Raw genomic sequence first — 24,595 nt, forward strand, 5'->3', positions numbered from 1 at the left:
GCCAGCAAGGTCAGCCATGAACAAGAACAATCGCCATCCTGCAGACGGTAAAAAACCAATCACCATTTTCGGCCCGGATTTTCCTTTCGCCTTCGACGACTGGATCGAACACCCGGCCGGGCTGGGTAGCATTCCCGAGCACAATCACGGTGCCGAAGTGGCGATTGTCGGCGGCGGGATTGCCGGTCTGGTGGCCGCGTATGAGCTGATGAAGCTGGGGCTGAAACCGGTCGTCTACGAAGCCTCGAAAATGGGTGGCCGTCTGCGCTCCCAGGCGTTCAACGGCGCCGAAGGCATCGTGGCTGAGCTGGGTGGCATGCGCTTCCCGGTGTCGTCCACCGCGTTCTATCACTACGTCGACAAGCTCGGTCTGGAAACCAAACCGTTCCCCAACCCGCTGACGCCTGCGTCGGGCAGCACGGTGATCGATCTCGAAGGCCAGACCCATTACGCACAGAAGCTGTCGGACCTTCCTGCGCTGTTCCAGGAAGTGGCTGACGCCTGGGCCGACGCCCTGGAAGCCGGCTCGCAGTTCTCCGATATCCAGCAGGCCATTCGCGACCGCGACGTGCCGCGCCTCAAGGAGCTGTGGAACACCCTGGTGCCGCTGTGGGACGACCGCACCTTCTATGACTTCGTCGCCACGTCCAAAGCCTTTGCCAAGCTGTCGTTCCATCACCGCGAAGTGTTTGGCCAGGTCGGTTTCGGCACCGGCGGCTGGGACTCTGACTTCCCGAATTCGATGCTGGAAATCTTCCGCGTGGTGATGACCAACTGCGACGATCACCAGCACCTGGTGGTCGGCGGCGTGGAACAGGTGCCACAAGGCATCTGGCGCCATGTGCCAGAGCGTTGCGCACACTGGCCAGCCGGCACCAGCCTCAGCTCCCTGCACAGCGGCGCACCACGCACCGGCGTGAAGAAGATTGCCCACGCGCCGGGCGGCCGTTTCGCCGTAACCGACAACTGGGGCGACACCCGCGAATACGCCGCCGTGTTGACCACCTGCCAGAGCTGGCTGCTGACCACCCAGATCGAATGCGACGAAACCCTGTTCTCGCAAAAGATGTGGATGGCCCTGGATCGCACCCGCTACATGCAATCGTCGAAAACCTTCGTGATGGTCGACCGCCCGTTCTGGAAGGACAAGGATCCGGAAACCGGCCGCGACCTGATGAGCATGACCCTCACCGATCGCCTGACCCGTGGCACCTACCTGTTCGACAACGGCGACGACAAGCCAGGGGTGATTTGCCTGTCGTACTCGTGGATGAGCGACGCGCTGAAAATGCTCCCGCACCCGGTGGAAAAACGCGTGAAACTGGCGCTGGATGCACTGAAGAAGATCTACCCGAAAGTCGACATCGCCGCGCGGATCATTGGCGATCCGATCACTGTGTCCTGGGAAGCCGACCCGCATTTCCTCGGCGCGTTCAAAGGCGCACTGCCCGGTCACTACCGCTACAACCAGCGCATGTATGCGCACTTCATGCAGGACGACATGCCGGCAGAACAGCGCGGGATCTTCATTGCCGGTGACGACGTGTCGTGGACGCCAGCCTGGGTTGAAGGCGCAGTACAGACCTCGCTCAACGCGGTGTGGGGCATCATGAAACACTTCGGCGGTGCAACTCACGCCGAGAATCCGGGTCCAGGAGATGTATTCAACGAGATCGGACCGATCGCCCTGCCCGAGTAAGAGGAATCCGAAATGCGCGTAGCCCTTTACCAATGTCCACCGTTGCCGCTGGATGTCGCCGGCAACCTGCAACGCCTGCAACAACTGGCGCTGGAGGCAAAAGGCGCGGACCTGCTGGTGCTGCCGGAGATGTTCCTGACCGGCTACAACATCGGCGTCGATGCCGTCAGCGTGTTGGCGGAGGTGTACAACGGTGAGTCGGCGCAGCAGATCGCGCGCATTGCCAAGGCAGCCGGGATTGCCATCTTGTATGGCTACCCGGAGCGCACCGAGGACGGGCAGATCTACAACGCCGTGCAGTTGATCGACGCCAATGGCGAGCGCGTGTGCAACTACCGCAAGACGCACTTGTTCGGCGACCTCGATCACTCGATGTTCAGTGCAGGTTCCGATGAGTTTCCCATCGTTGAGCTCAACGGCTGGAAGCTCGGTTTCCTGATCTGCTACGACCTGGAATTTCCGGAAAACGCCCGACGCCTGGCCCTGGGCGGCGCCGAGCTGATTCTGGTGCCGACCGCGAACATGATTCCGTTCGATTTCGTCGCCGATGTCACCGTGCGTTCCCGCGCCTTCGAAAACCAATGCTATGTGGCTTACGCCAACTACTGTGGCCATGAAGGCGACATCCACTATTGCGGCCAGAGCAGCATTGCTGCGCCGGATGGCAGCCGTATCGCTCAGGCGGGACTGGATGAATCGCTGATTGTCGGTGAGCTGGATCGACAATTGATGGTCGATTCCCGTGCCGCCAATCGCTACCTGATCGATCGTCGTCCCGAGCTTTACGGCGAGCTGAACAAGTCCTAATCCGCTAGCATTGGCACTTCACTGTTCTGGAAGTGCCCATGCCCGCGCTGAATCACCCTCGCCCCCACACTGAAACCCTGGCCAACGGCTTGCGGGTGACGCTGCGTCATGCCCCGAATCTGAAGCGTTGCGCAGCAGCGTTGCGGGTCGCCGCGGGCAGCCATGATGTGCCGCTGGCGTGGCCGGGCCTGGCGCACTTTCTTGAGCATCTGCTGTTTCTGGGCACTGAGCGTTTTCCTGCCGGGCAAGGGTTGATGGCCTACGTCCAGAGTCATGGCGGCCAGATGAACGCGCGCACCAGCGAGCGCACCACGGACTACTTTTTCGAACTGCCACCCCAGGCATTTTCCGGTGGGCTGGAGCGTCTGTCAGACATGCTCGCCCATCCGCGTATGAATCCGGACGATCAGCAGCGGGAACGGGAAGTGCTGCAGGCGGAGTTTGTCGCCTGGTCGCAGGATGCGGCAGCGCAGCAGCAATTTGCGCTGTTCGACGGACTGGCAGAAGCACATCCGCTTCGCGGTTTTCATGCCGGCAATCGCGCCACCCTGGCTGTAGAGCAGCCCGAGTTTCAGCAGGCCCTGCAGGATTTTTATCAGCGGTTTTACCAGACCGGGCAGATGATGTTGAGCCTGGCCGGACCGCAAAGCCTCGAAGAGCTAAGGACCCTGGCTGAAGCGTTTGGTAACGTCATCGTCAAGGGAGAAAGCATTGAGCAACACGCTCCTGTGCCACTGATGTCGACCTCAAAAAGAAGTTATCAACAGGCTGAAGAACGGCGACTGGATTGGCTGTTCGCCCTTGAATCGCTGCCCGAGCCTTGCGCCGAGGCGCTGGCATTCTTGTGCAACTGGCTGAGTTCGGCAAAACCCGGTGGCTTGTCGGCGGACCTGCGCGAGCGCGGGCTGGCCGATCACCTGAAAGCCCAGCCGCTGTACCAGTTCGCCGGTCAAGCCTTGCTGCATCTCGAGTTCACGTTGCCGGCCAATGGGTTGCCGACAGGGATTCACGAACGCCTTATGGACTGGCTAAGCTTTTTTGCCCGGCAGGACTGGACCCGACTGCGCGAAGAATACGCAACCCTGTGCCAGAGCCAGCAACAGGTCAGCAGTGCCCTGCAATTGGCCCGGCTGGACAGCGAACAACGCGAAGTCGGGTTATCTGGCCAAGGCGTTACAGCGCTCAAGCAAATCCTCACTCAAATCGGCGTTGTGGATAACTTCAGCGGCCCATGGCAGTTACCCGCAGCCAATCCGTTCCTGCGCACCGAAACACCCGCGTCCAACGCTGGACTGATTCGTGGCCAGACCAGCGCCCACCGTGGCCTGCGTACCTTTGCCCAGGATCGCTCGCGCAGCCGTCGTGAACGTTCGCCGATGCAATTCAGCCAGGCCTTGCCGGACAACAGCGCGGAAGGTGCGATTTATCTGCGCTGGCGTCTGGACTCGAGTCCTGCCAGCGCCCTTCAATCACGCCTGGAAAATAACCTGCAATCGTTGCGCGAAGACGCACTTCAGGCCGGTGTGGATGTTTCCTTCAGTGCCTCGGGCAACGAATGGCTGCTGAAAATGACCGGACTGCAGGAGCCGATGCCCACCGTTCTGGAGCATGCGCTGAAAGAGCTGACACAACCTGACGCTGCCGTCTCACAAGCCGCGCCGGAGAGCGTCGCACTGATGCCCATTCGACAGCTGCTCAAGGCATTGCCCGATCACTGCCTTGCGCACACCGCGAACACGGACGATGCGCAGCAACTCTGGTCGAGTGCACGCTGGGATGGTCTGGCGATTGGCCTGTCCGCCCAGACTCAAGCGGCCATGGGCCTGGCCTTGAGCCGTATACCTGGCACGCCGGACAATCAATTGACCCCGCCGCCAACCCTCCCGTCACAACGTCTGTGGAGCGCCGTCGACAGCGACTCCAGCGAGCACGCACTGCTGCTGTTTTGCCCTGCCGCAACCGGGGAGTTGGCCGACGAAGCCGCGTGGCGTCTGCTTGCGCACTTCTGTCAGACGCCGTTCTACCAGCGCCTGCGAGTGGAGTTGCAACTGGGCTATGCGGTGTTCAGCGCCCTGCGCCAGATTCACGGGACAACCGGATTACTGTTCGGCGTGCAATCACCGAACGTAGTGCCGGCAGATCTGCTGCAACACATCGAGCAGTTCCTCAGCGGTTTGCCAATACTGATCAATGCCCTCGACGACAACGCGTTCATCGCCGGGCGCCAGACCTTGGCCAAGCAATTTTCCCAGTCTGCCTTGCCCACTGCCCAGGCTGCGGAATTGCTTTGGCAGGGCAAGCTGGGCGGCCGCTCGTCGGATTATCTGACGCAATTGCCCGAGGCCATTTTGCAAATTGACCGGGTCGCTCTACTGGCGGCGGCCCAACGCCTGAATCAGGCCGAGGGCGGCTGGCGCTGCCTGGCCAGTTCCACCAGCCCAGACACGCCATGGCAAGCGGCAAAATGATCATTACCGGGGCGGTAAGGAGCTTTCTCAAAGTTTCACGGGCAATTTCTTTGAAATTTTGAGTAACATAGCAACCTAACTATTTGGAACATCTCTGACCTGAGGTGGACTAAACCTATAGATAGCGCTGTCCCACCTACCTGAAGGAGTTCAATTGATGGCCTGGACCAAACCTGCCTACACCGACCTGCGTATCGGCTTTGAAGTCACCATGTACTTCGCAAGCCGCTAATCTCTGCTTTGGCAGATGTGCAGCACAACGCCTCGGTTATCCGAGGCGTTTTATTTTCAGCGTTGAAATGATGGAGCGTCCATGTTTGTCCAGATTCTAGGTTCCGCCGCCGGCGGCGGCTTCCCCCAGTGGAACTGCAACTGCGTGAACTGCGCAGGCTTTCGCGACGGCAGCCTGCGGGCCAAGGCGCGGACGCAGTCGTCCATCGCGATTTCCGATGACGGCGTGAACTGGGTGCTGTGCAACACCTCCCCGGACATCCGCGCCCAACTCCAGGGCTTCGCCCCGATGCAGCCGGGCCGCGCCCTGCGCGATACCGGGATCGGCGCGATCATCCTGATGGACAGCCAGATCGACCACACCACCGGCCTGCTCATGCTGCGTGAGGGTTGCCCGCATCAGGTGTGGTGCACCGACATGGTCCACGAAGACCTGAGCACCGGTTTTCCGCTGTTCAACATGCTGACACACTGGAACGGCGGGCTGAACTGGAACCGCATCGAACTCGATCAAAGCTTCACCATTCCCGCCTGCCCGAACCTGCGCTTCACCCCGCTGCCTTTGCGCAGTGCCGCACCGCCGTACTCGCCGCACCGCTTCGACCCGCATCCGGGCGACAACATCGGCCTGATCGTCGAAGACCGGGGCACGGGCGGCAAACTGTTCTACGCACCGGGTCTGGGCAAGGTGGATGCCGCGCTGCTGGAGATCATGGCCGGCAGCGATTGCCTGCTGGTCGACGGCACGCTGTGGGATGACGATGAAATGCAGCGTCGTGGCGTAGGCACCCGCACCGGTCGGGAGATGGGCCACCTGGCGCAAAACGGCCCGGGCGGCATGCTCGAAGTGCTGGAGCAACTGCCCACGCAGCGCAAGGTGCTTATCCACATCAACAACACCAACCCGATTCTCGATGAAGATTCGCCCGAGCGCGCAGAGCTGGATCGGCGCCAGGTTGAAGTGGCGTATGACGGCATGAGTATTGTGCTGTAGCAGATGGCCCTATCGCGAGCAAGCTCGCTCCCACAGTTGACCACATCCCCCTGTGGGAGCGAGCTTGCTCGCGATGAGTCCGGCACAGGCACTAGACCTCTACGGTTGTTTCCCGGAGAACCCCGATGACCGACACCCCGATGTCCCCCGCCGAATTCGAAGCGGCCCTGCGCGCCAAGGGCGCCTACTACCACATCCATCACCCCTACCACGTGGCGATGTACGAAGGCCGGGCGACCCGCGAGCAGATCCAGGGCTGGGTCGCCAACCGTTTCTACTATCAGGTGAACATTCCCCTGAAGGACGCGGCCATTCTGGCGAATTGCCCCGACCGCGAGATCCGCCGCGAGTGGATTCAGCGCCTGCTCGACCACGACGGCGCGCCCGGCGAAGACGGCGGCATCGAAGCCTGGCTGCGACTGGGCCAGGCCGTCGGCCTCGACCCGGACCAGTTGCGCTCTCAGGAACTGGTCCTGCCCGGCGTGCGCTTCGCCGTGGACGCCTACGTCAACTTCGCCCGCCGCGCCAGCTGGCAGGAGGCCGCCAGCAGCTCGCTGACCGAACTGTTCGCCCCGCAAATCCACCAATCGCGCCTGGACAGTTGGCCGCAGCATTACCCATGGATCGACCCGGCCGGCTACGCGTATTTCCGCACGCGCCTGGGCCAGGCACGGCGTGATGTCGAGCACGGCCTGGCGATCACGCTACAGCACTACACCACCCGTAAAGGCCAGGAGCGCATGCTGGAAATTCTCCAGTTCAAACTGGACATTCTTTGGAGCATGCTCGATGCCATGAGCATGGCCTACGAACTGAAACGCCCGCCGTATCACAGCGTGACCGGAGAACGGGTCTGGCACAAAGGAATCACCTTATGAGTTTCGATCGCAGCAAGACCCCGACCTGGCGTCCCGGCTACCGCTTCCAGTACGAACCAGCGCAGAAAGGCCACGTGCTGCTGTACCCGGAAGGCATGATCAAGCTCAACGAAAGTGCCGCCCTGATCGGCGGCTTGATTGACGGTGAACGGGATGTCGCGGCGATCATCGCCGAACTCGAGCAACAGTTCCCCGGCGTACCCGAGCTCGGTGACGACATCGAGCAATTCATGGAGGTAGCCCGTGCGCAGCACTGGATCGAACTTGCCTGAATCATCAGTGCAAGTGCCGCCCAAACCGGACGTCGGCCTGCCGCTGTGGCTGCTCGCCGAACTGACCTATCGCTGCCCGCTGCAATGCCCTTACTGCTCCAATCCGCTGGATTTCGCCGAACAGGGCAAAGAGCTGAGCACCGAACAGTGGATCAAGGTGTTCCGTGAAGCGCGGGAAATGGGCGCGGCGCAACTGGGCTTTTCCGGTGGTGAACCGCTGGTGCGCCAGGACCTCGCCGAGCTGATTACCGAAGCCCGCAAACTGGGTTTCTACACCAACCTGATCACCTCCGGCATCGGCCTCACCGAGCAGAAAATCAGCGACTTCAAGCAGGCCGGTCTCGATCACATCCAGATCAGTTTCCAGGCCAGCGACGAGCAGGTGAACAACCTGCTGGCTGGCTCGAAAAAGGCCTTTGCGCAGAAACTGGAAATGGCCCGGGCGGTGAAGGCCCATGGTTATCCGATGGTGCTGAACTTCGTCACTCATCGGCACAACATTGACCAGATCGACCGCATCATCGAGCTGTGCATCGCCCTGGAAGCGGACTTCGTCGAGCTCGCCACGTGCCAGTTCTACGGCTGGGCGCAACTCAATCGCGTCGGGCTATTGCCGACCCAGGAGCAACTGCTGCGCGCCGAACGCATCACCAATGAATACCGCGCCAAACTGGAAGCCCAAGGGCATCCGTGCAAGCTGATTTTCGTCACCCCGGACTATTACGAAGAACGCCCGAAAGCCTGCATGAACGGCTGGGGCAGTATTTTTCTGACGGTCACGCCGGACGGAACCGCCCTGCCCTGTCACGGCGCCCGACAGCTGCCGGTGCAGTTTCCCAACGTACGCGACCACAGCATGCAGCACATCTGGTACGACTCGTTTGGCTTCAATCGCTTTCGCGGTTACGACTGGATGCCCGAGCCGTGCCGCTCCTGTGACGAGAAAGAACAAGACTTCGGCGGCTGCCGCTGCCAGGCGTTCATGCTCACCGGTGATGCCAGCAACGCCGACCCGGTGTGCAGCAAGTCGCCACAACACGGCGTGATCCTCAAGGCTCGCGAAGAAGCCGAACACGCGACCCAGACCATCGACCAACTGGCCTTTCGCAATGAACGAAACTCACGCCTCATCGCCAAAAGCTGAACCGTTCAGCGCTGCCAAAGCCGTGGCTGCCGGTATCGACTTTGCCGAACTGCAGGTCGGTCCAAACGGCCTGTTCTGGAACGAGTACCGACCCGAAGACGCGGCGTGCCGGATCTGGCATTGGCGTGACGGCACAGCGAAATGCCTGACGCCGCCGGGGTTCAGCGTACGCAGTCGGGTGTACGAATATGGCGGTGGAGCCTTTTGTCTGACGGACGACGGCATCGTTTTCGTCAACGAGGCCGACCAGCAGTTGTATCGGCAAACGCTGCAAGGCGATGCGCCCGAAAAGCTGACATCCGGTGCGTGCCGTTATGGCGATCTGCAGTTCGCCAGCGGGCAGGTGCTGGCGGTCGAGGAGCATCGAGACCAACACCGACTGGTGGCGATCGATCTGTTGGATGGCGCACGCCACCTGCTGGTCGAAGGTGCTGATTTTTACGCGGCACCGACGCTGAGCCCTGATGCCCGACGCCTGGCCTGGATCGAATGGAGTCGCCCGGATCAGCCATGGACAGCGACCCGCTTGATGGTTGCCGAACGCCTCGCCCATGGCGGGTTTGCCGAGGCGCGTTGTGTGGCGGGCGACGGTGCTCAAGAGTCGGTGCAACAGCCACGGTTTGATGCCGATGGTCGCTTGTACTGCCTGACGGATCGCGGCGGTTACTGGCAGCCATGGGTGGAATCCGGGAAAGGCCTGAGCCCATTGCCAAGTGCCAACGCCGACCATGGCCCGGCGCCCTGGCAACTCGGCGGCAGTACCTGGTTGCCGCTGGGCGACGATAGTTTTCTGGCCAGTTGGACCGAAGGCGGGTTTGGCCGTTTAGGCATAGGCGGCAACTCCTGCGCCGACTTCACCGGCGACTACAGCCGCTTCCGCCATCTCGCGGTGGATGGGCAGTTCATCTATTGCATTGCAGCGTCGCCCGTCAGCTCAACCGCCGTCATCGCCATCGACCGTCAAAGCCGGCAAGTGAAGGTGCTGGCTGGCGGCATCGCACCGCTTCCTCCCGAACGGATCAGCCGCCCGCAGACCTTGCGCTACCCCAGCGGCTCAGGCGAAGCACACGGCTTCTTCTACCCGGCAATGACCGGCGCGGCGAAACCGCCACTGGTGGTGTTCATCCATGGCGGCCCGACGTCGGCGTGCTACCCGATGCTCGATCCACGCATCCAGTTCTGGACACAGCGGGGCTTCGCCGTGGCCGACCTCAACTATCGCGGCAGCAGCGGTTATGGCCGGGCCTATCGTCAGGCGCTTCATTTGAGCTGGGGTGATGTGGATGTCGAAGACGCTTGCTCCGTGGTCAGTTACCTCAACGAACGCAGCCTGATCGACGGCGACAAGGCCTTCATTCGCGGCGGCAGCGCCGGTGGCTACACAACGCTTTGCGCCCTGGCGTTTCACAACGTGTTCTGTGCCGGAGCCAGTCTGTATGGGGTCAGTGACCCGGTCGCGCTGGGGCGCGCGACCCACAAATTCGAAAGCGACTATCTGGACTGGTTGATCGGCGATCCTCTGCTTGACGCCGAACGCTACGCCGCCCGCACTCCGCTGCTGCATGCCAGCTACATCCGCGTGCCGATGATCTTCTTTCAGGGAGAACTGGATGCCGTGGTCGTCCCGCAACAGACCCGCGACATGGTCGCGGCGCTGCAGGACAACGGCATCCTGGTCGAAGCGCATTACTACGCGGACGAACGCCATGGCTTTCGCAAGGCCGGCAATCAGGCCCATGCGCTGGAGCAGGAGTGGTTGTTTTATCGAAGGGTGATGGATTCAGTGGACTGAAGCCGCTCCCACAGGTTCTGTGGTTTGCACAAATCCTGTGGGAGCGGGCTTGCTCGCGAAGGCGGCCGACCTGCCGCCGCAAAATTCAGCGCTTGGCGATGATGTAAACCGCATGCACGATCCCCGGAATATAACCGCACAACGTCAGCAGAATATTCAGCCAGAACGCTCCGCCGAATCCTACTTGCAAAAACACACCCAGCGGCGGCAACAGGATGGCGATGATGATGCGAATAAAGTCCATGGGGGCAGCTCCTGATTGGGGTGGACTCGTTCGAGCCCTACAGCTAATCGACCTGTGCCGTTTGTCAGGGTTCAGCCCGATTCCTCAGGCCAGTATTTCCAGACCGTGTTTCTGCACGATACTCAGCAACTTCAACGCCATGCCACTGGGGTGCTTATCCCCTGCTTCCCATTGTTTGACCGTGGAAGCACTGGTGTTGAGGTAGCGCGCAAACACCGGTTGGCTGACATTGTTGCGTTCGCGCAATGCCTTGATCTCCTCAGCGGGAATCGCATTCGGCACCGTTGCAAGACAAGACTCATCGAATTCACGCATGGTCGCCTTGCTGATTGCACCGATGGCGTACAAGGCACTGGCCGATTCGTGGATCGATTCCGATAGCTCACTTTTGAATTTTTTACTCATTTGGTATCTCCACAAACTCCTTTGCATCCAGCAAGCGCTGAATTTCCATTTCGGTCAGCCCACCATATGTCTTGGCCAACTCTCGCAAGTCGAGCAAATGCCTGGGGCTGATGTTGCTCTGATCTTTCTTCGCATACAGGAACTGATAGATCCAATAAGCACCTCCCTTGGCCAGGATAATCGAGCGATGGCGGTTGGAGTTCAAACGCTTCTTCCAGACCCCGCCACCCAGATTGTCAGCCTGACCATTGAGCATTTCGGTGAATGCCTCCCGGAGTTCGTCATCACCGATCCAGGCCTTGGCGGCCTGCATCGCAAAACGTTTTGTCTTGAACAGCCTCGGCGACATAGGTATCCCTTCCGCAAAAACATACCACCCAGTGGTATGGAATTCAAAGCCAACGACGAAACAAGGTTCAATCGCTGGCACCGGCACTCCCTGCCGATGCACGCTAGAAAGCCATTGATGGGTTAACCGCTCAAGCCGAAATTGCCTTTGGCAAAAACCAGCCACAAAAAAACGCCCCACACCAAAAATGTCAGGCGTGAGGCGTGCGTATTACCGCGAGACGGTTCGGGAATGTGTACAGGGCGCGCGTCGGATCAGACGGCAATCCCTTTGCGGCACCGCAATTGCGCGGTGCGTACTCGGGAGAAGGCGCGCGCCAGGCGCAGGAGCATTTCATCGATGTTGGCGTTGCTGACATTCAGCGCAGGGGTAAAGCGCAGGCAGTCGGGTTGCGGGGCGTTGAGCAACAGGCCTTCGTAGAGCGAGGCCTTGACCACCGCATCAGCGGAGTCGTCCGACAGCGTCAGCCCCCACAGCAGCCCTTGTCCGCGCAACTCGCCGTGACCGTAACGATGGGCCAAACGCCCCAAGCCCTCACGCAGGTGCTGACCGGCTTCTGCGACGTGCTTGAGGAAAGCCTTGTCCTGCACCGTATCGAGCACCGAAAGTCCCGCCGCGGTCATCAGTGCATTGCCATGATGGGTACCGGTCATCTCGCCGGGTTCGAAACAGCAAGCCTTGCCCCGGGCCAGCAGTGCGGCCAATGGCACGCCGCCGCCCAGGCCTTTGCCAAGCACGACGATATCCGCCGTTACCCCGAAGGACTGTTCCGCGAGCAAGGTGCCACAACGGCCGATGCCGGTTTGCACTTCATCGAAGATCAGCAAAATGCCGAGTTCACGGCACAGGCGTTCGACGCCCTTGAGGTAATGCGCAGTGGCCGGGATCACGCCGGCTTCGCTCTGGATCGGTTCGAGCATGATCGCGACGGTCCGCTCATCCACGGCCGCATGCAAAGCCGGAAGGTCATTGAACGGGACATGGCTGAAGCCCGGCAGTTGCGGCTCGAATCGGTTGGCCAATGTCGAACTGTCCGACGCCGACATCGTCGCCAGGCTACGGCCATGGTTACCGTTGTTGGCCACAATGATTCGCGACGCACCACCGCGATGCTGTTGACCCCATTTGCGCGCCAGTTTTATCGCCGCCTCACAGGCTTCGCTGCCGGTATTGAGCAGGTAGGCCTGATCACTGCCGGTGCTGGCACACAGGCGTTCGGCAAGTTTGAGCATGCCGCGGTTATGCAGGCCGAAACCCGGATTGATCAGCGATTGAGCCTGGGCAGTGATGGCGTTGACCAGTACCGAAGGGCTATGACCAAGGCTGTTGGCCCCACCGCCCTGGGAGAAATCCAGATACGCACGGTCATCGCTGTCCCACAGCCATGAACCCTGGCCGCGCACAAACACCTGTTTCGGCCGCTCGATACCGGGCATCAAGTACTCGCTGGAAAGACTGTTGTCTTTGGAAGGCAGGGAGGCGTCCATGACCAGATCATCAAGACTGGGAGGACTCCGGCGCAGACTGAACAGATTCATCCGAAAAAACCTCTTTTGAGGTTTTTTGCCTTACCTATGTAAACAGCATCAAAGCAAAGGGTATTCATCGCGCTCTGTGGCCCTGTAAGCCCTGTGAATGCGGTTAGACTAGGCTCAGGCAAGGCATACAGCCATTTCGATTTCCCAGCATTTTCGATAAGTAATACTTATGGATTTCAAGCAACTGCGTTATTTCGTCGCGGTCTATGAAGAAGGCCATGTGGGCCGGGCCGCCGAACGCCTGTCGATCTCCCAGCCGGCGCTGTCCCAGCAAATCCGTCACCTCGAGAAAAACCTCGATGTGAGCCTGTTCGAACGCAACAGCAAACGCCTGTTGCCGACCCTCGCGGCCCACACGCTGTACAACCACGCCCTGCCTTTGCTCGATGGCCTGCAACGGGCACGGGAGGCGCTCGGCAACTTCAAGGGTCAGGCGCTGCGCACCCTGGCCATCGGTGTATTGCAGACCGTGCATACCAGCCTCGTTCCACAGATGCTCGAACGCGTGCGCAAGGCGCAGCCGCATCTTGTCGTGCAGATCTACGAACTGACCGGACTGGAAATCGAGCGGCGACTGCTCAACGGTTCTCTGGATATCGGCATCAGCTACCTGCCGCCCCGCCAACCTGGCTTGCATGGCGTGATGCTGTACGAAGATGAACTGACCCTGGTCATCCCGGCAGAGCACCCGCTGCGTGAATTCAAGAAAGTGTCCATGAGCCAGGCCGCCGAGCTGCCGATGTTGCTGCTGGGCGAGGAGTTTCAAATCCGGCAGATCTGGCAAACCCAACTGGCGAACCTCGGACGTCGCCCGCAGGTGCAAGCCGAACTGAACAACATGGCCGGCATCCTCGACAGCCTGCCGCACACACGCCTGGCGACGGTGCTGCCCGGACGCTCGCAAAAGACCCATGGCAACCACGAATTGCTGTGGAAACCCCTGAGCGAACCACGAGTACCACTGAAAGTCGGGTTGGTGTGTCGGGATGTGCAACGGCAGCAGGCCTCGCTGGCCTTGCTGCGGACATTGCTGGAAGAAGTAATCAATGGCCCCGCTGAACGCTTGAACAGCGCGCAGGCTCTGGACGGGCTGAGCTAGGAAACTTTTCTTCGGGCAAAAGAAAACCCCGCCGAAGCGGGGCTTTGCAGACTGTTTCCCTGACATCCATTTCACTCCGCCATCCTGGCAGAATCCTACGTGTCCCTGTTGTTGCTTTGCGCTTCCTGCGCTACGTCCATGAGAAGTAGATTAGCTGTGGATCCAATTTGCATCTATGGGAGAACAGCAGCACGTTATGTAAGAGAATGCTTACAAACCATTACGTCATCAGAATTGTCCTGCATCCAGCAGGAACAACGATTCGCTACCGGCCTTGACCGACGCGCTCAACGAGTGAATCCGCGGCAACAGACGGGCGAAATAGAACCGTGCGGTGCCCAGTTTGCTGGCGTAGAAATCGTCTTGCGCCTCCTTGCCCAAAGCGGCCTTGGCCATCAGGGCCCACATGTAGGCATACGCCACGTAGCCGAAAACCTGCAGATACTCGACCGATGCCGCGCCGATTTCGTTCGGATTGCTCTTCGCCCGATCCAGCAACCACGCGGTCAGTTCGTCGAGGGTGGTGACGGCGTCGTTGAGCGGCTTGGTGAACTCCGCCAGGTCAGCGCTGGCCGTTGCGGTGAAGTGACGAATCTCGTCGGCGAACAGGTTGTAGAACGCCCCGCCGCTGCCGACGATCTTGCGCCCCACCAGGTCCAGCGCCTGAATGCCGTTGGTGCCTTCATAGATCTGGGTGATGCGCACGTCACGCACCAGTTGCTCCTGGCCCCACTCACGGATGTAACCGTGGCCGCCGAACACCTGCTGGCCGTGAACGGTGGTTTCCAGACCCAGATCGGTCAGGAACGCCTTCGCCACCGGAGTCAGCAAGGCCACCAGGTCTTCCGCACGCTTGCGGGTGGCGGCATCTTCGCTGAACTTGGCAGTGTCCAGTTGCATGGCCACGTAAGTGGAGAACGCACGCCCCCCCTCGTTCGAGGCTTTCATGGTCAGCAGCATGCGACGCACGTCCGGGTGGACGATGATCGGGTCAGCCACTTTGTCCTTGTTCTGCGCGCCCGTCGGCGAACGGCTTTGCAGACGGTCACGGGCGTATTCCACGGCGTTCTGGTACGAGCGCTCGCCCGTGGCCAGGCCCTGGATACCGACACCCAGGCGCTCGTAGTTCATCATGGTGAACATCGCCGCCAGGCCTTTGTTCGGTTCGCCGACCAGGTAACCCACGGCCTCATCGAAGTTCATCACGCAGGTCGCGGACGCCTGGATGCCCATCTTGTGTTCGATCGACCCGCAGTTCGCCGGGTTGCGCGCGCCCAGGCTGCCATCGGCATTGACCATGAACTTCGGCACCAGGAACAGCGAAATGCCTTTCGGCCCCGCCGGTGCATCCGGCAACTTGGCCAGCACCAGGTGGATGATGTTTTCGGTGAGGTCGTGTTCGCCACCGGTGATGAAGATCTTGGTGCCGCTGACCTTGTAGGAACCGTCGGCCTGAGGCTCGGCCTTGGTGCGAATGATCCCCAGGTCAGTACCGGCGTGTGGCTCGGTCAGGCACATGGAACCGGCCCAGATGCCAGCGTACATGTTCGGCAGGTACGCGGCTTTCAGCTCTTCGCTGGCGTGGGCGTTGATCGACAGGCAGGCACCGGCGGTCAGCATCGGATACAGACCGAACGACAGGCTGGCGGAGTTGACCATTTCTTCGACCTGGGCCGAAACGGCTTTGGGCATGCCCATGCCGCCGTAGGATGGATCGCCACCGACGCCGACCCAACCGCCTTCCGCGTAGGTCTGATAGGCCTGCGGGAAACCTGCCGGCGTGGTGACCGCACCGTCGACCCAATGGCAACCTTCCTCGTCCGCGGCACGGCTCAGCGGGGCAATGCTTTTGCTGGTGACTTTGCCGGCTTCTTCCAGGATGGCTTCGACCGTTTCTGCATCGACGGTCTCGGCCAGCGCAGGCAGTTCGGCCCAGAGTTTGGCGACCTCGAAAACTTCATTGAGGACGAAGCGCATATCGCGCAGGGGCGCTTTGTAGTCAGCCATGGCAAACCTCGCAAGATCTATACAGGTGATTCACAGGAAGAGTTGTTTTCGTTGGGTCGGAGTGTACCTCAACAACTTTTGTGACACATAGGGTCAGCTCATGACCGTTTTGTAATTTTTAGTCATTGCGATGTGGAGAGGCGAAACATAAGAACTGTAGGAGCGAGCCCGCTCGCGAAAAACCCCTAGGCGCCACTGGACATCTGGTTTTACGCGTTATCGTTCACGACCATCGCGAGCAAGCTCGCTCCTACAGGGTATGTGTCAGAGCGCAAACATCTCGGCCGGCAGTTGCATCAGACAGTCGCTCCCCGCTTCGATGGCCACCCGATGAGCGGCGGTGCGTGGCAACAGACGCTTGAAGTAAAACTCGCTGGTCGCCAGTTTGCCCCGGCAGAAGCCGGCATCACCGCTGCCAGCCTCGAGTTGCGCCTGAGCCACCAGCGCCATGCGCAACCACAGGTAGCCGAGGATGATGTAACCGCTGTACATCAGGTAATCCACCGACGCGGCACCGACTTCGTCCGGGTTTTTCATCGCCGCCATGCCGACCCTGGTGGTCAACTCACCCCACTGTTGGTTCAGTTGATTGAGCTGCGCCACATACCCGGCCAGCTGTGGATGTTCGGCGTTCGCCGCGCAGAACTTGTGGACGATTTTGGTGAACCCGCGCAACAGCTTGCCCTGACTGCCGAGTACCTTGCGCCCGAGCAAGTCCAGTGCCTGAATGCCGTTGGTGCCCTCATAGATCGGCGCAATGCGGCAGTCGCGTACCAGTTGCTCCATCCCCCACTCACGAATGAACCCGTGGCCGCCAAACACCTGCATGCCATGGTTGGTCACTTCCAGGCCGGTGTCGGTCATGAAGGCTTTGCAGATCGGCGTGAGGAACGCCAGCAGGTCTTCGGCATCCTGGCGCGCCGTTTCGTCCGGGCTCAGGTGTGCAATGTCGAGTAACTGTGCAGTGAAGTAGGTCAGCGCGCGGTTGCCTTCGTTGAAGGCTTTCATGGTCAGCAACATCCGCCGCACATCAGGGTGCACGATGATCGGGTCGGCGGCTTTTTCCGGGGCTTTCGGGCCAGTCAGCGAGCGCATCTGCAATCGGTCGTTGGCGTATTTGATCGCGCCCTGGAAGCTCGCCTCGCCCAGACACAGACCTTGCATGCCCGTGCCCAACCGCGCGTGGTTCATCATGGTGAACATGCAATTCAGGCCCTTGTTCGGCTCGCCGATCAAAAAGCCCTTGGCCTCGTCGAAGTTCAGCACGCAGGTGGCCGAGGCCTTGATGCCCATCTTGTGTTCGATCGAGCCGCAGGACACGTTGTTGCGCTCACCCGCTTCGCCCATCGCGTCGGGCAGGAACTTGGGCACGATAAACAGCGAAATCCCCTTGGTCCCGGCCGGTGCGTCCGGCAATTTGGCGAGCACCAGGTGAATGATGTTGGCGCTCATGTCGTGCTCGCCCGCAGAGATGAAGATCTTGCTGCCGGAGATCGCATAGCTGCCATCGGCCGCTGGCACGGCACGGGTCTTGATGATGCCCAAGTCGGTGCCGCAATGGGCTTCTGTCAGGCACATGGTGCCGGTCCATTGGCCAGCGGTGAGTTTCTTCAAATAGGTCTGCTTCTGCTCCTCGGTGCCATGGGCGTGGATCGCCGACATCGCACCGTGGGTCAGGCCGGGGTACATGCCCCACGAGGTGTTGCTGGAACCCACCATCTCGCTGATGACCAGCCCCAGAGAGATCGGCAACCCTTGACCGCCGTAAACCGGGTCCGCCGCCAGGCCATGCCAGCCGCCCTCGACATATTGGGCGAAGGCCTGCTTGAAGCCCGCGGGCGTAGTGACCACGCCGTTGTCGAAATGGCAGCCTTCTTCATCACCGCTGCGGTTGAGCGGCGACAGCACGTTTTCGCAGAACTTCGCGCCTTCTTCGAGGATTGCATTGACCATGTCCGGGCTGGCATCGGTGGCCCCCAGCGCGGCGTAACTACTGTGAAAGTCGAAGACGTGGTCGATCAGAAAGCGCATGTCGCGCAAGGGAGCTTTGTACTCGGGCATGGTCATTCTCCGTCGGCAGTTTTTTCCAACCTACTGCCGCCGACACTACGCCACAATCAATGTCCAGTCGCTGAATGCGCGATCATCACTCAACCGTAGCGGCCTCCATGCGTACGGCGCCGCGACGGTTCTGCCCGAACGCCATCACGCAGTTGCGCCCGGCGCCCTTGGCGCTGTAGAGCGCCTGGTCAGCGGACTTGAGCACCTCTTCCGGGCTCCGTTGATCGATCCGCTCGGCGACGCCGATACTGACCGTCACCGACACACTCGATGCGCCGGAACCGGTACGCCGCTGGCGCCCCTGATTGTCGTCCTGCGGGCGGTTTTCCTGATTACGCAGCTGAATGTTGTAGGTGGCGATGGACTCGCGGATGACTTCCAGGTGCGGCATGCACTCTTCGAGGGTCTTGCCTGCAAACACCAGGGCAAATTCCTCACCGCCATAGCGATACGCCTTACCGCCACCGCCGATTTTCGACAGTTTGCTGGCCACCAGGCGCAACACCTGGTCGCCGACATCGTGGCCGTGGGTGTCGTTGAATTTCTTGAAATGGTCGACGTCGCTCATCGCCAACACGTAGTTGCGTCCCAGCCGTTGCATGCGTTCATTCAGCGCACGGCGGCCCGGCAGCCCGGTCAGTTCGTCGCGGAAGGCCATTTGATAGGCTTCGTGGGCAACGGCGGCGGCGATCATCAGCATCACCTGGCTGCACATGATGTTCAGCGTGAACGGCAAGATGAAGGTCTTCGGCAGCATCCAGAACAACCCGAGCAATCCCACCAGTTGCGCGGCATGCAGCGGTCGCGGGTTGCGCCAGTATTGCCAGGTCAGCAGCACAAACACGGCAATGAACACCGGATAGGACAACTGGATCAGACTCATCCAGGCACCATGCAGCGCGGGCCAGCGAATCTCCGACAACCAGATCAGCAGCGCGTGTGGATAACTTTGCTCAAGCCCCAGCGCCACGCTACCGACCGCCAGCAATACGGCGAAACGCGCCACCATGTCCTGGAACAGATGGGTGCGTTCCTGCCACGCCGCGAACACGCCAAACAACAATGGCAGCAGCAGGCAACACAGGTGAAAGACCACGGCGGCATCGTCACGCACCTTGCCGTTGTCGCGGTAATAGTCGGTCTGGCTGTCGAGCAGGAAGTAGGCGATGTACACCGTGACCATCAGAAACAGTTCACGCTGGCGTCGGTACACCGCGCAATAGGCGCCGCCGAGTAACAACACCAGGGTGGGCAGCACGTTGAACAGCGAGGTGAAAAAGACGTTCAGATCCTTGATGTAAGCAGCCGCAAGCCCCGCCAGCAACAGCAGTAATGACGGCAGGAAATGACTGAAACGTACAGCGGATGAGCGCGGCAAGGGTAAAGCTCCGACCCGTCAAATCAATAGATGGCAATGTGCCCACTACTGTAACGGCAGAAACCCCGAATTGCTGAGTGAAATACTGAGGTAATTGTAAAAGGGCGCCACTGGCATCCATCAGATGCCAGTGGCGCAAGGGGAAATACGGTTACAGGTCGTTGTTGAACGGTTGCAGCGGCCCTTCCAGAGCCGGGCGACCCTCGGCACCGACCGGTTTGAGCTGGAAGTCGGCATCCTGCGCCTGCCTCGTCGTGATCTTCGGACTGGCCGGTTTTTGCCCGACGGAGTTTTCATCTCCCTTTTCGCCCTGCGGCAGTACCAGCGAAGGATGGTCAAACGGCGCCCGTTCCCACGCCACCCGAGGATCGGTCAACCCGACCTCCATGAACTTGACCAGCGCATCCACTTCATCCGGGGTGAGGTTCAGCCGGGTCATGTCCGGGTCGAGGTTCGAGCCGTTGTGCTGATTGACCGCCGGATGCTCGAAGCCACTGGTATTGCTGGCATCCTCTCCACGCCGATCGCCACCACGGTTGTAGAACTCCATGACCTGCTGCAGCGTTGCGCGACTGCCGTTGTGGAAGTACGGGCCGGTCAACGCGATATTGCGCAGGGTTGGCGTCTTGAAGGCGCCATCGACCGCGTCGCGGAAATCGACATTGGGCTTGAGCGTCGCATCACAGGGGATAGCCGGGCTCAAACGCGCTTCGAAGGTGCACACATCGACGTCCAGTGGATCAGGGATCGTGCCGCCCTTCAGTACGGTGTTGTACTGACGGGTGAAAGACAACGGATTACCCCACGCATCCGAGCCACCGAGTGCCAGGTCTTCCGAGGTCGGGCGCACCCCGGTGTTGTAGAAGCCGTTGTCATAGAGCGTGGTCAGGTTGTCGGCCATGATCATCCGTTCGATACGTTCCCGAGGATGGAACAGCAAGCGGCTGCCGGCGTTGGTCAATTCCGCGCCGCCGTGGCAACTGATGCACTTGCCTTTGCCCAGGAACAGGTTCATGCCCTGGACCTGCTGGCTGTTCATGGCAGTGTGATCGCCTTGCAAATAGGCATCCAGCGGTGCCTGGTCCGAGATCAGCGTGGACTCATACATCTGAATCGCCAGCCCGAAGAACAACGGGAAGTTCGCCTCCATCTGGGTGTATGGCGCGCCGCCCAGCGAGACCTGCTGCGTGGCATTCCACAAGCGCGGCTGGAACGCGTTCTTGATCAGTTCACGGTACGTCGGGCGGCGGGCACCGGATACCGGCCCGAGCACCGAATCAGTGGATGAAATCCGCTGCTGCTTGAGCATCAAGGTGTCGAGCATGCGTCGGCCAATGTCGGCGAAGGTACGCCCGCCGCAGGACATTTCCACCGGGCTGCCGGGTGGACCTACCGCTTGCGAGGCGGCGGAAGCATCCTTGAGCGCCAGCCTGACTTTGGTCGCCACGCCACTGCGATCACTGGTCACGAAAATCCCGGCGTCAGGGTCGCGATTGCCGAACGGCGAGAAGCCGTTGAAGACGTTATTGGCCCGGCCATCCCAGAAGTTGCGCACGTTGAACGCGGCGTTGATCACCGTGGGTGCGTTGCGTCCGGTACTGCGGCGAACATTGATCCCTCCCACCTGGAAGATGCCGTCCGGTTGCTGGATGCACTTGTCGAAACGCGACTGACGAGGCTTGACGAAGTTGGCGTCGAACACGCCTTGCGAACCGATCACATCGTCAGTCGAATAGACAATCGCCGAATTGCGATCCAGGGGATCTGCCAGCACATGGGTCGGGAAGTCGCCTTTCTTCAGCAGGTAGTTCGGACCGCCCTTGCCTCCTGATTTGGTGGTGTAGCTTGGCACGTCCCCCGGAATGTCCGAGGCGGTGAACGGTTTGTTGAAGATCGATGAGACGTTCGCGTTAGTGTTCGCCTGACCCGGGTTGATCTGGTTGGTAGTGCGGTGATCGGCGCCCGCGTGGAAGTGACATGACGCGCAAGCCGTGGAACCGTCACTGCCGATCTCCATGTCCCAGAACAGTGCCTTGCCCAGAAGCACTGCCGCCGAGCGATTGAGCACGTAGTCGGTCATCAGGTCGACTTTGCGCCCGCCTTCGGTTCCCGATGGGTCGGGCGGGAGCAGCCCACGCAGCGATTGCAGAGTGGGCACGTCCGGCACGGGCGGATCGACCACTACCGGGTCAGCGGCCCAAACGTTCATGACAGGCAGGCCGGTGACGAAGAGAGTCATCGCCATCGCCCTGGCCAAACAGGTGGTTCGGAAGATGCTCAAATACTTAAACATGACGACGCTCCCGATTCAGTACGGAGTAGTCAGCCTCCGCGGTTACCCTGTTACAAGATGAGCTCATCGCCATGAATCTTGCTGTTCGCTCGAACAACCACGCCAACTTTAAGTTACATGGGTATTGCGAGACCTGACTGGCAAAGCACTCTCGTGACTCAGGCATTCTTAAACAGTGATATTTCGCAGCACTGGGTAGCGCTTCACGAAACTCTAGACGTAACAAAACATTTCATCATGAAAATTTCAATATTTTTTTATTTTAATTGAATCAAGAAACCCTACTAACTACAGCAACTGCGCACTATCCCTCAGTTCTGGTTAAACTTTACCCATTATTGGGTGACATTCCCCGGACAGCCAGTAACAGGCGGCCAACAACGGCCTCAAAGGCCATATTTTAAAGGGCAAAGCGACACCAGACGCTTTTTTTGAAATTGGCAGAGTATTTGCTCCTCCAAGCACCGCGATGTAAACGGCACTTTAAAAAAACCTACAACTCCGCATCGCCAGCCAATAAAAACACCCACCAGACATACCGAACCATTCGCGCGCAAGTTGCACTGCGCTAGCTATTTTTTATTTAAACCTCCCGCACAAGACTACTTTCTCACCCTTTCTTAAACATCCCTCTTGCACACCTAAGACCTTAGTAGTATTTAATAGGCAACACTTCTCATCTGCCACTACCGGCAATACACTTACCTACAGTTTTCACAGAACTCCAAACTTGGGTGTATATCCCCACCTACTTTGGTGTTAACCACATAACATACAATTATGTGTATATCACCAACTTCAGCGCAGCCCGCATGTTTGCTGGCTAACAAGCAATTGTGCCAATCAGGCACGACTACTGCTATGTGCCCCTCAGGCTCAAGGAAATGTCTCTCGCGCTTGCGTCCGTAACCGGCCGACGCACGCAGGTGAAAGCATCCGAACGGCAAGTGCCGACCTTGCACAGGCACTGAATCCGCTGGATTGAGCCCCCATTCGACACTCACGGCTTTGCGTTTCTCTTGCGCAGGATCAAGCGCATCAGCAGATCTGTGATCCCGATTGGCCGGCAATTGGTCCTGCAAGATTCTGGAGTGAGCCATGAGCTTATCTTTGTACGAAAAAACACTCGCGATACCGCTGCTGCCTCACAAGCGATTCAACGGCATCTTCAGTCGCCATGTTCTGCTCGCCGGTGCCGTCGCCATCGCGCTGGTCATGGGTGGTGGTGGAGATGCATTTGCCAAAAACGGAGCGGGTGGCGGCGGTGGTGGTGGAGGTGGCGGCGGGACTGCAAAGCCCCCGGGTTTGCCCTCGCCATTCACGACACCCACACTGCCCGATCCGATTTTCACAAACCCGACGGCGATTCATGGGTTTGATGTGACCGGTTTTATCCAAAACATGACCCTGGACACCACCAATACGAATTGCCCCAGTACCAGCGACCCGGGCCGCTTTGGGGGGACCGTCCAGCTGAACGGCGTCACGATTGTTGTCCCTTGCAACACCGTTATGCAGATGCCGGCCAACACCCTGACCTGGGCCGACTTCGTCAGGGGTGGAACCCTGGCGCTCGGAAAATCTCCGGCAGCCTATCCCTCGTTCGAGATCCATGTAGTAGGCAATACCGTCTCCAACAAGCAGATTGCCGGGCTGATCTTTGTCTCCCAGCAATCGGTCAACGCCGGGAGCGGTGTCATCACCCGGATCGACTACACCAACGGCAACCTCGAAGTCGACAGCGGGAACCCGACGCAACCCACGATTATTCAGATCAACGACCCGAACGGACGTTTTGGCCGCGCCCAAAGCCCCGACCCACGCTTCTCCGTCGATGATGCCAACCCGACCATCCATGCCGCCACCGGCTACCCGATGTGCGTGCCGCGCACGATTTCCGGAGACGATGCGCTCTGCCCGGAGAAAAACCGGCCAAAAGTGGTCACCCCAACCACGACCAACAACTGCCGCAACTTCAGCCAGGCCGGCGTCACGCCTCCGGCCAGCGGGGAGCTCTCGGGTCCAGCGGTGGGGCAAACCTATTGCAGCCAGTACGTCATGAAGAGATTCAGCGATGCGACGCGTACGGCGACGGACCCCGACCCAACCCAACAGGCACCCTTCGAAGTCGGCGACTTCATCAGTTGGTCCGGCACTCTGTTCAAGTCAGCAACAACGGGCCTCCCGGACTTCGTCTCTGCACACACGATCGAGGCGAATGTCGGGATCTACACTCAACCGGGTTCGCAGCCCAGCTACCTGGCTATCGGGGAGTTTGGCATCGGTACGGCCGACCCGGCCGCAACGGCCATCAACGGAGTAGCCCAAGAGACGCAGGACCGGATTTTCCTTGAAGCCTCGACCACCGACATCAAGACCCCGGTCGACATTTACCTGATAGATGTCAATCCATCGACGGGCGTACAAACCAATCGCTGGGTGACACCTTATGAGATGACGGGTGAATGCAACCCTGCGCTGGGCCTTGCGACCAGTTGCCTGGGAGCCTCGGGCGGTATTACCACACAGAACACGGGGCCTCAGCCACAACGCGCCAGATTGCGTGCGACCAAAGCGCCTGCTGGGCTACTTAGCCAGCCGACACGTACCTTGCGCGTCGTTGCACGGTCTCTTTGCGTTCCGCAGCAAGCCTTATCCCAGGCCGGTGTGGACAGTTGCATCCAGAATGCGGCCCGGCTGACCGTCGCCAATGGACTGGTTGCCGGACAGTATGTGGCGCCGGTGTTCGAGTTCATCTTTCCGGAAGGCGTCAAGCCTGGCGATCCGGTGGTGCCTAACGACTTCTGGCACCTGCCGTTCATACGTAACGGCGAAGGCGCGACCTCCCCGACTGGCGTCGGCCCTCTGGATCCGACGCCATGGTGATCAAGGCCTGACCCCAGTGCAAAAAAAAGCCGCCGCTCCCGGGAGGAAGC

General features: G+C 60.0%; 19 protein-coding genes. 11 read left to right on the forward strand and 8 right to left on the reverse strand.

Going from position 1 to position 24,595, the window contains the following annotated elements:
* Nucleotides 1-16 precede the first annotated feature (16 nt).
* From PMI26_RS01640 to PMI26_RS01605, 9 genes are all read left to right on the forward strand, one after another.
* On the forward strand, nucleotides 17-1,699 hold the full coding sequence (locus PMI26_RS01640) for a flavin monoamine oxidase family protein (protein ID WP_007980300.1): 1,683 nt from the start codon (nucleotides 17-19) through the stop codon (nucleotides 1,697-1,699).
* A 12-nt stretch (nucleotides 1,700-1,711) separates the two neighbouring features.
* Entirely contained in the window at nucleotides 1,712-2,506 is a 795-nt protein-coding gene (locus tag PMI26_RS01635; RefSeq protein ID WP_007980302.1) for a carbon-nitrogen hydrolase family protein, read from the forward strand.
* A 38-nt stretch (nucleotides 2,507-2,544) separates the two neighbouring features.
* Nucleotides 2,545-4,974 (forward strand): pyrroloquinoline quinone biosynthesis protein PqqF, encoded by a 2,430-nt coding sequence (pqqF, locus tag PMI26_RS01630; protein ID WP_007980304.1) that lies wholly within the window; start codon nucleotides 2,545-2,547, stop codon nucleotides 4,972-4,974.
* A gap of 157 nt (nucleotides 4,975-5,131) precedes the next feature.
* Complete coding sequence (pqqA, locus tag PMI26_RS31105) at nucleotides 5,132-5,206, forward strand: pyrroloquinoline quinone precursor peptide PqqA (RefSeq protein ID WP_003444522.1); 75 nt, start codon at nucleotides 5,132-5,134, stop codon at nucleotides 5,204-5,206.
* Nucleotides 5,207-5,287: 81 nt separating this feature from the next.
* Complete coding sequence (gene pqqB / locus PMI26_RS01625; RefSeq protein ID WP_007980305.1) at nucleotides 5,288-6,199, forward strand: pyrroloquinoline quinone biosynthesis protein PqqB; 912 nt, start codon at nucleotides 5,288-5,290, stop codon at nucleotides 6,197-6,199.
* A gap of 125 nt (nucleotides 6,200-6,324) precedes the next feature.
* Nucleotides 6,325-7,077 carry a pyrroloquinoline-quinone synthase PqqC gene (pqqC, locus tag PMI26_RS01620; RefSeq protein WP_007980308.1) on the forward strand — a complete coding sequence of 251 codons (753 nt, stop codon included), beginning with the start codon at nucleotides 6,325-6,327 and terminating at the stop codon, nucleotides 7,075-7,077.
* Nucleotides 7,074-7,349 carry a pyrroloquinoline quinone biosynthesis peptide chaperone PqqD gene (pqqD, locus tag PMI26_RS01615; protein WP_007980311.1) on the forward strand — a complete coding sequence of 92 codons (276 nt, stop codon included), beginning with the start codon at nucleotides 7,074-7,076 and terminating at the stop codon, nucleotides 7,347-7,349. Before pqqC ends, pqqD begins: the two co-directional genes overlap by 4 nt.
* Nucleotides 7,321-8,493: a pyrroloquinoline quinone biosynthesis protein PqqE gene (gene pqqE, locus PMI26_RS01610; RefSeq protein WP_007980313.1), complete on the forward strand. Its 1,173-nt coding sequence runs from the start codon at nucleotides 7,321-7,323 to the stop codon at nucleotides 8,491-8,493. Before pqqD ends, pqqE begins: the two co-directional genes overlap by 29 nt.
* Nucleotides 8,459-10,285 (forward strand): S9 family peptidase, encoded by a 1,827-nt coding sequence (locus tag PMI26_RS01605; RefSeq protein WP_007980314.1) that lies wholly within the window; start codon nucleotides 8,459-8,461, stop codon nucleotides 10,283-10,285. The genes pqqE and PMI26_RS01605 overlap by 35 nt, the downstream gene beginning before the upstream one ends.
* A gap of 85 nt (nucleotides 10,286-10,370) precedes the next feature.
* Here the strand turns inward: PMI26_RS01605 and PMI26_RS31110 are convergent, their stop codons facing one another.
* From PMI26_RS31110 to PMI26_RS01585, 4 genes are all read right to left on the reverse strand, one after another.
* Nucleotides 10,371-10,529, reverse strand: a complete 159-nt coding sequence (locus PMI26_RS31110; RefSeq protein WP_003228885.1) for a YqaE/Pmp3 family membrane protein — start codon at nucleotides 10,527-10,529, stop codon at nucleotides 10,371-10,373.
* A gap of 84 nt (nucleotides 10,530-10,613) precedes the next feature.
* Nucleotides 10,614-10,934: a helix-turn-helix domain-containing protein gene (locus tag PMI26_RS01595; RefSeq protein WP_007980317.1), complete on the reverse strand. Its 321-nt coding sequence runs from the start codon at nucleotides 10,932-10,934 to the stop codon at nucleotides 10,614-10,616.
* A complete protein-coding gene (locus PMI26_RS01590; protein WP_007980319.1) occupies nucleotides 10,927-11,283 on the reverse strand; it encodes a type II toxin-antitoxin system RelE/ParE family toxin in 357 nt (118 codons plus the stop codon). The genes PMI26_RS01595 and PMI26_RS01590 overlap by 8 nt, the downstream gene beginning before the upstream one ends.
* Before the next feature lie 254 nt (nucleotides 11,284-11,537).
* Entirely contained in the window at nucleotides 11,538-12,821 is a 1,284-nt protein-coding gene (locus PMI26_RS01585) for an aspartate aminotransferase family protein (RefSeq protein WP_007980321.1), read from the reverse strand.
* A 169-nt stretch (nucleotides 12,822-12,990) separates the two neighbouring features.
* On the opposite strand from PMI26_RS01585, the gene PMI26_RS01580 reads away from it, so the two are divergent.
* Entirely contained in the window at nucleotides 12,991-13,920 is a 930-nt protein-coding gene (locus tag PMI26_RS01580) for a LysR family transcriptional regulator (protein WP_007980323.1), read from the forward strand.
* 228 nt (nucleotides 13,921-14,148) lie between these two features.
* Here PMI26_RS01580 and PMI26_RS01575 read toward each other — a convergent pair whose 3' ends face one another.
* The 4 genes from PMI26_RS01575 to PMI26_RS01560 form a co-directional block, all read right to left on the reverse strand.
* Entirely contained in the window at nucleotides 14,149-15,927 is a 1,779-nt protein-coding gene (locus PMI26_RS01575; RefSeq protein ID WP_007980325.1) for an acyl-CoA dehydrogenase C-terminal domain-containing protein, read from the reverse strand.
* Between the two features lie 264 nt (nucleotides 15,928-16,191).
* Nucleotides 16,192-17,988, reverse strand: coding sequence for an acyl-CoA dehydrogenase C-terminal domain-containing protein (locus PMI26_RS01570; RefSeq protein ID WP_007980327.1), 1,797 nt, complete (start codon nucleotides 17,986-17,988; stop codon nucleotides 16,192-16,194).
* Between the two features lie 85 nt (nucleotides 17,989-18,073).
* Complete coding sequence (locus PMI26_RS01565) at nucleotides 18,074-19,366, reverse strand: GGDEF domain-containing protein (RefSeq protein WP_007980329.1); 1,293 nt, start codon at nucleotides 19,364-19,366, stop codon at nucleotides 18,074-18,076.
* Between the two features lie 151 nt (nucleotides 19,367-19,517).
* The gene (locus PMI26_RS01560; RefSeq protein ID WP_033048478.1) at nucleotides 19,518-21,605 is read right to left on the reverse strand and encodes a cytochrome-c peroxidase; all 2,088 of its coding nucleotides are present in this window, start codon (nucleotides 21,603-21,605) and stop codon (nucleotides 19,518-19,520) included.
* Nucleotides 21,606-22,757: 1,152 nt separating this feature from the next.
* Here PMI26_RS01560 and PMI26_RS01555 point away from each other — a divergent pair.
* Complete coding sequence (locus PMI26_RS01555) at nucleotides 22,758-24,545, forward strand: hypothetical protein (RefSeq protein WP_007980333.1); 1,788 nt, start codon at nucleotides 22,758-22,760, stop codon at nucleotides 24,543-24,545.
* Nucleotides 24,546-24,595: the final 50 nt, after the last annotated feature.

Source organism: Pseudomonas sp. GM33 (genome assembly GCF_000282295.1).
In the GTDB taxonomy this organism is placed as follows: Bacteria; Pseudomonadota; Gammaproteobacteria; order Pseudomonadales; family Pseudomonadaceae; genus Aquipseudomonas; species Aquipseudomonas laurylsulfatiphila.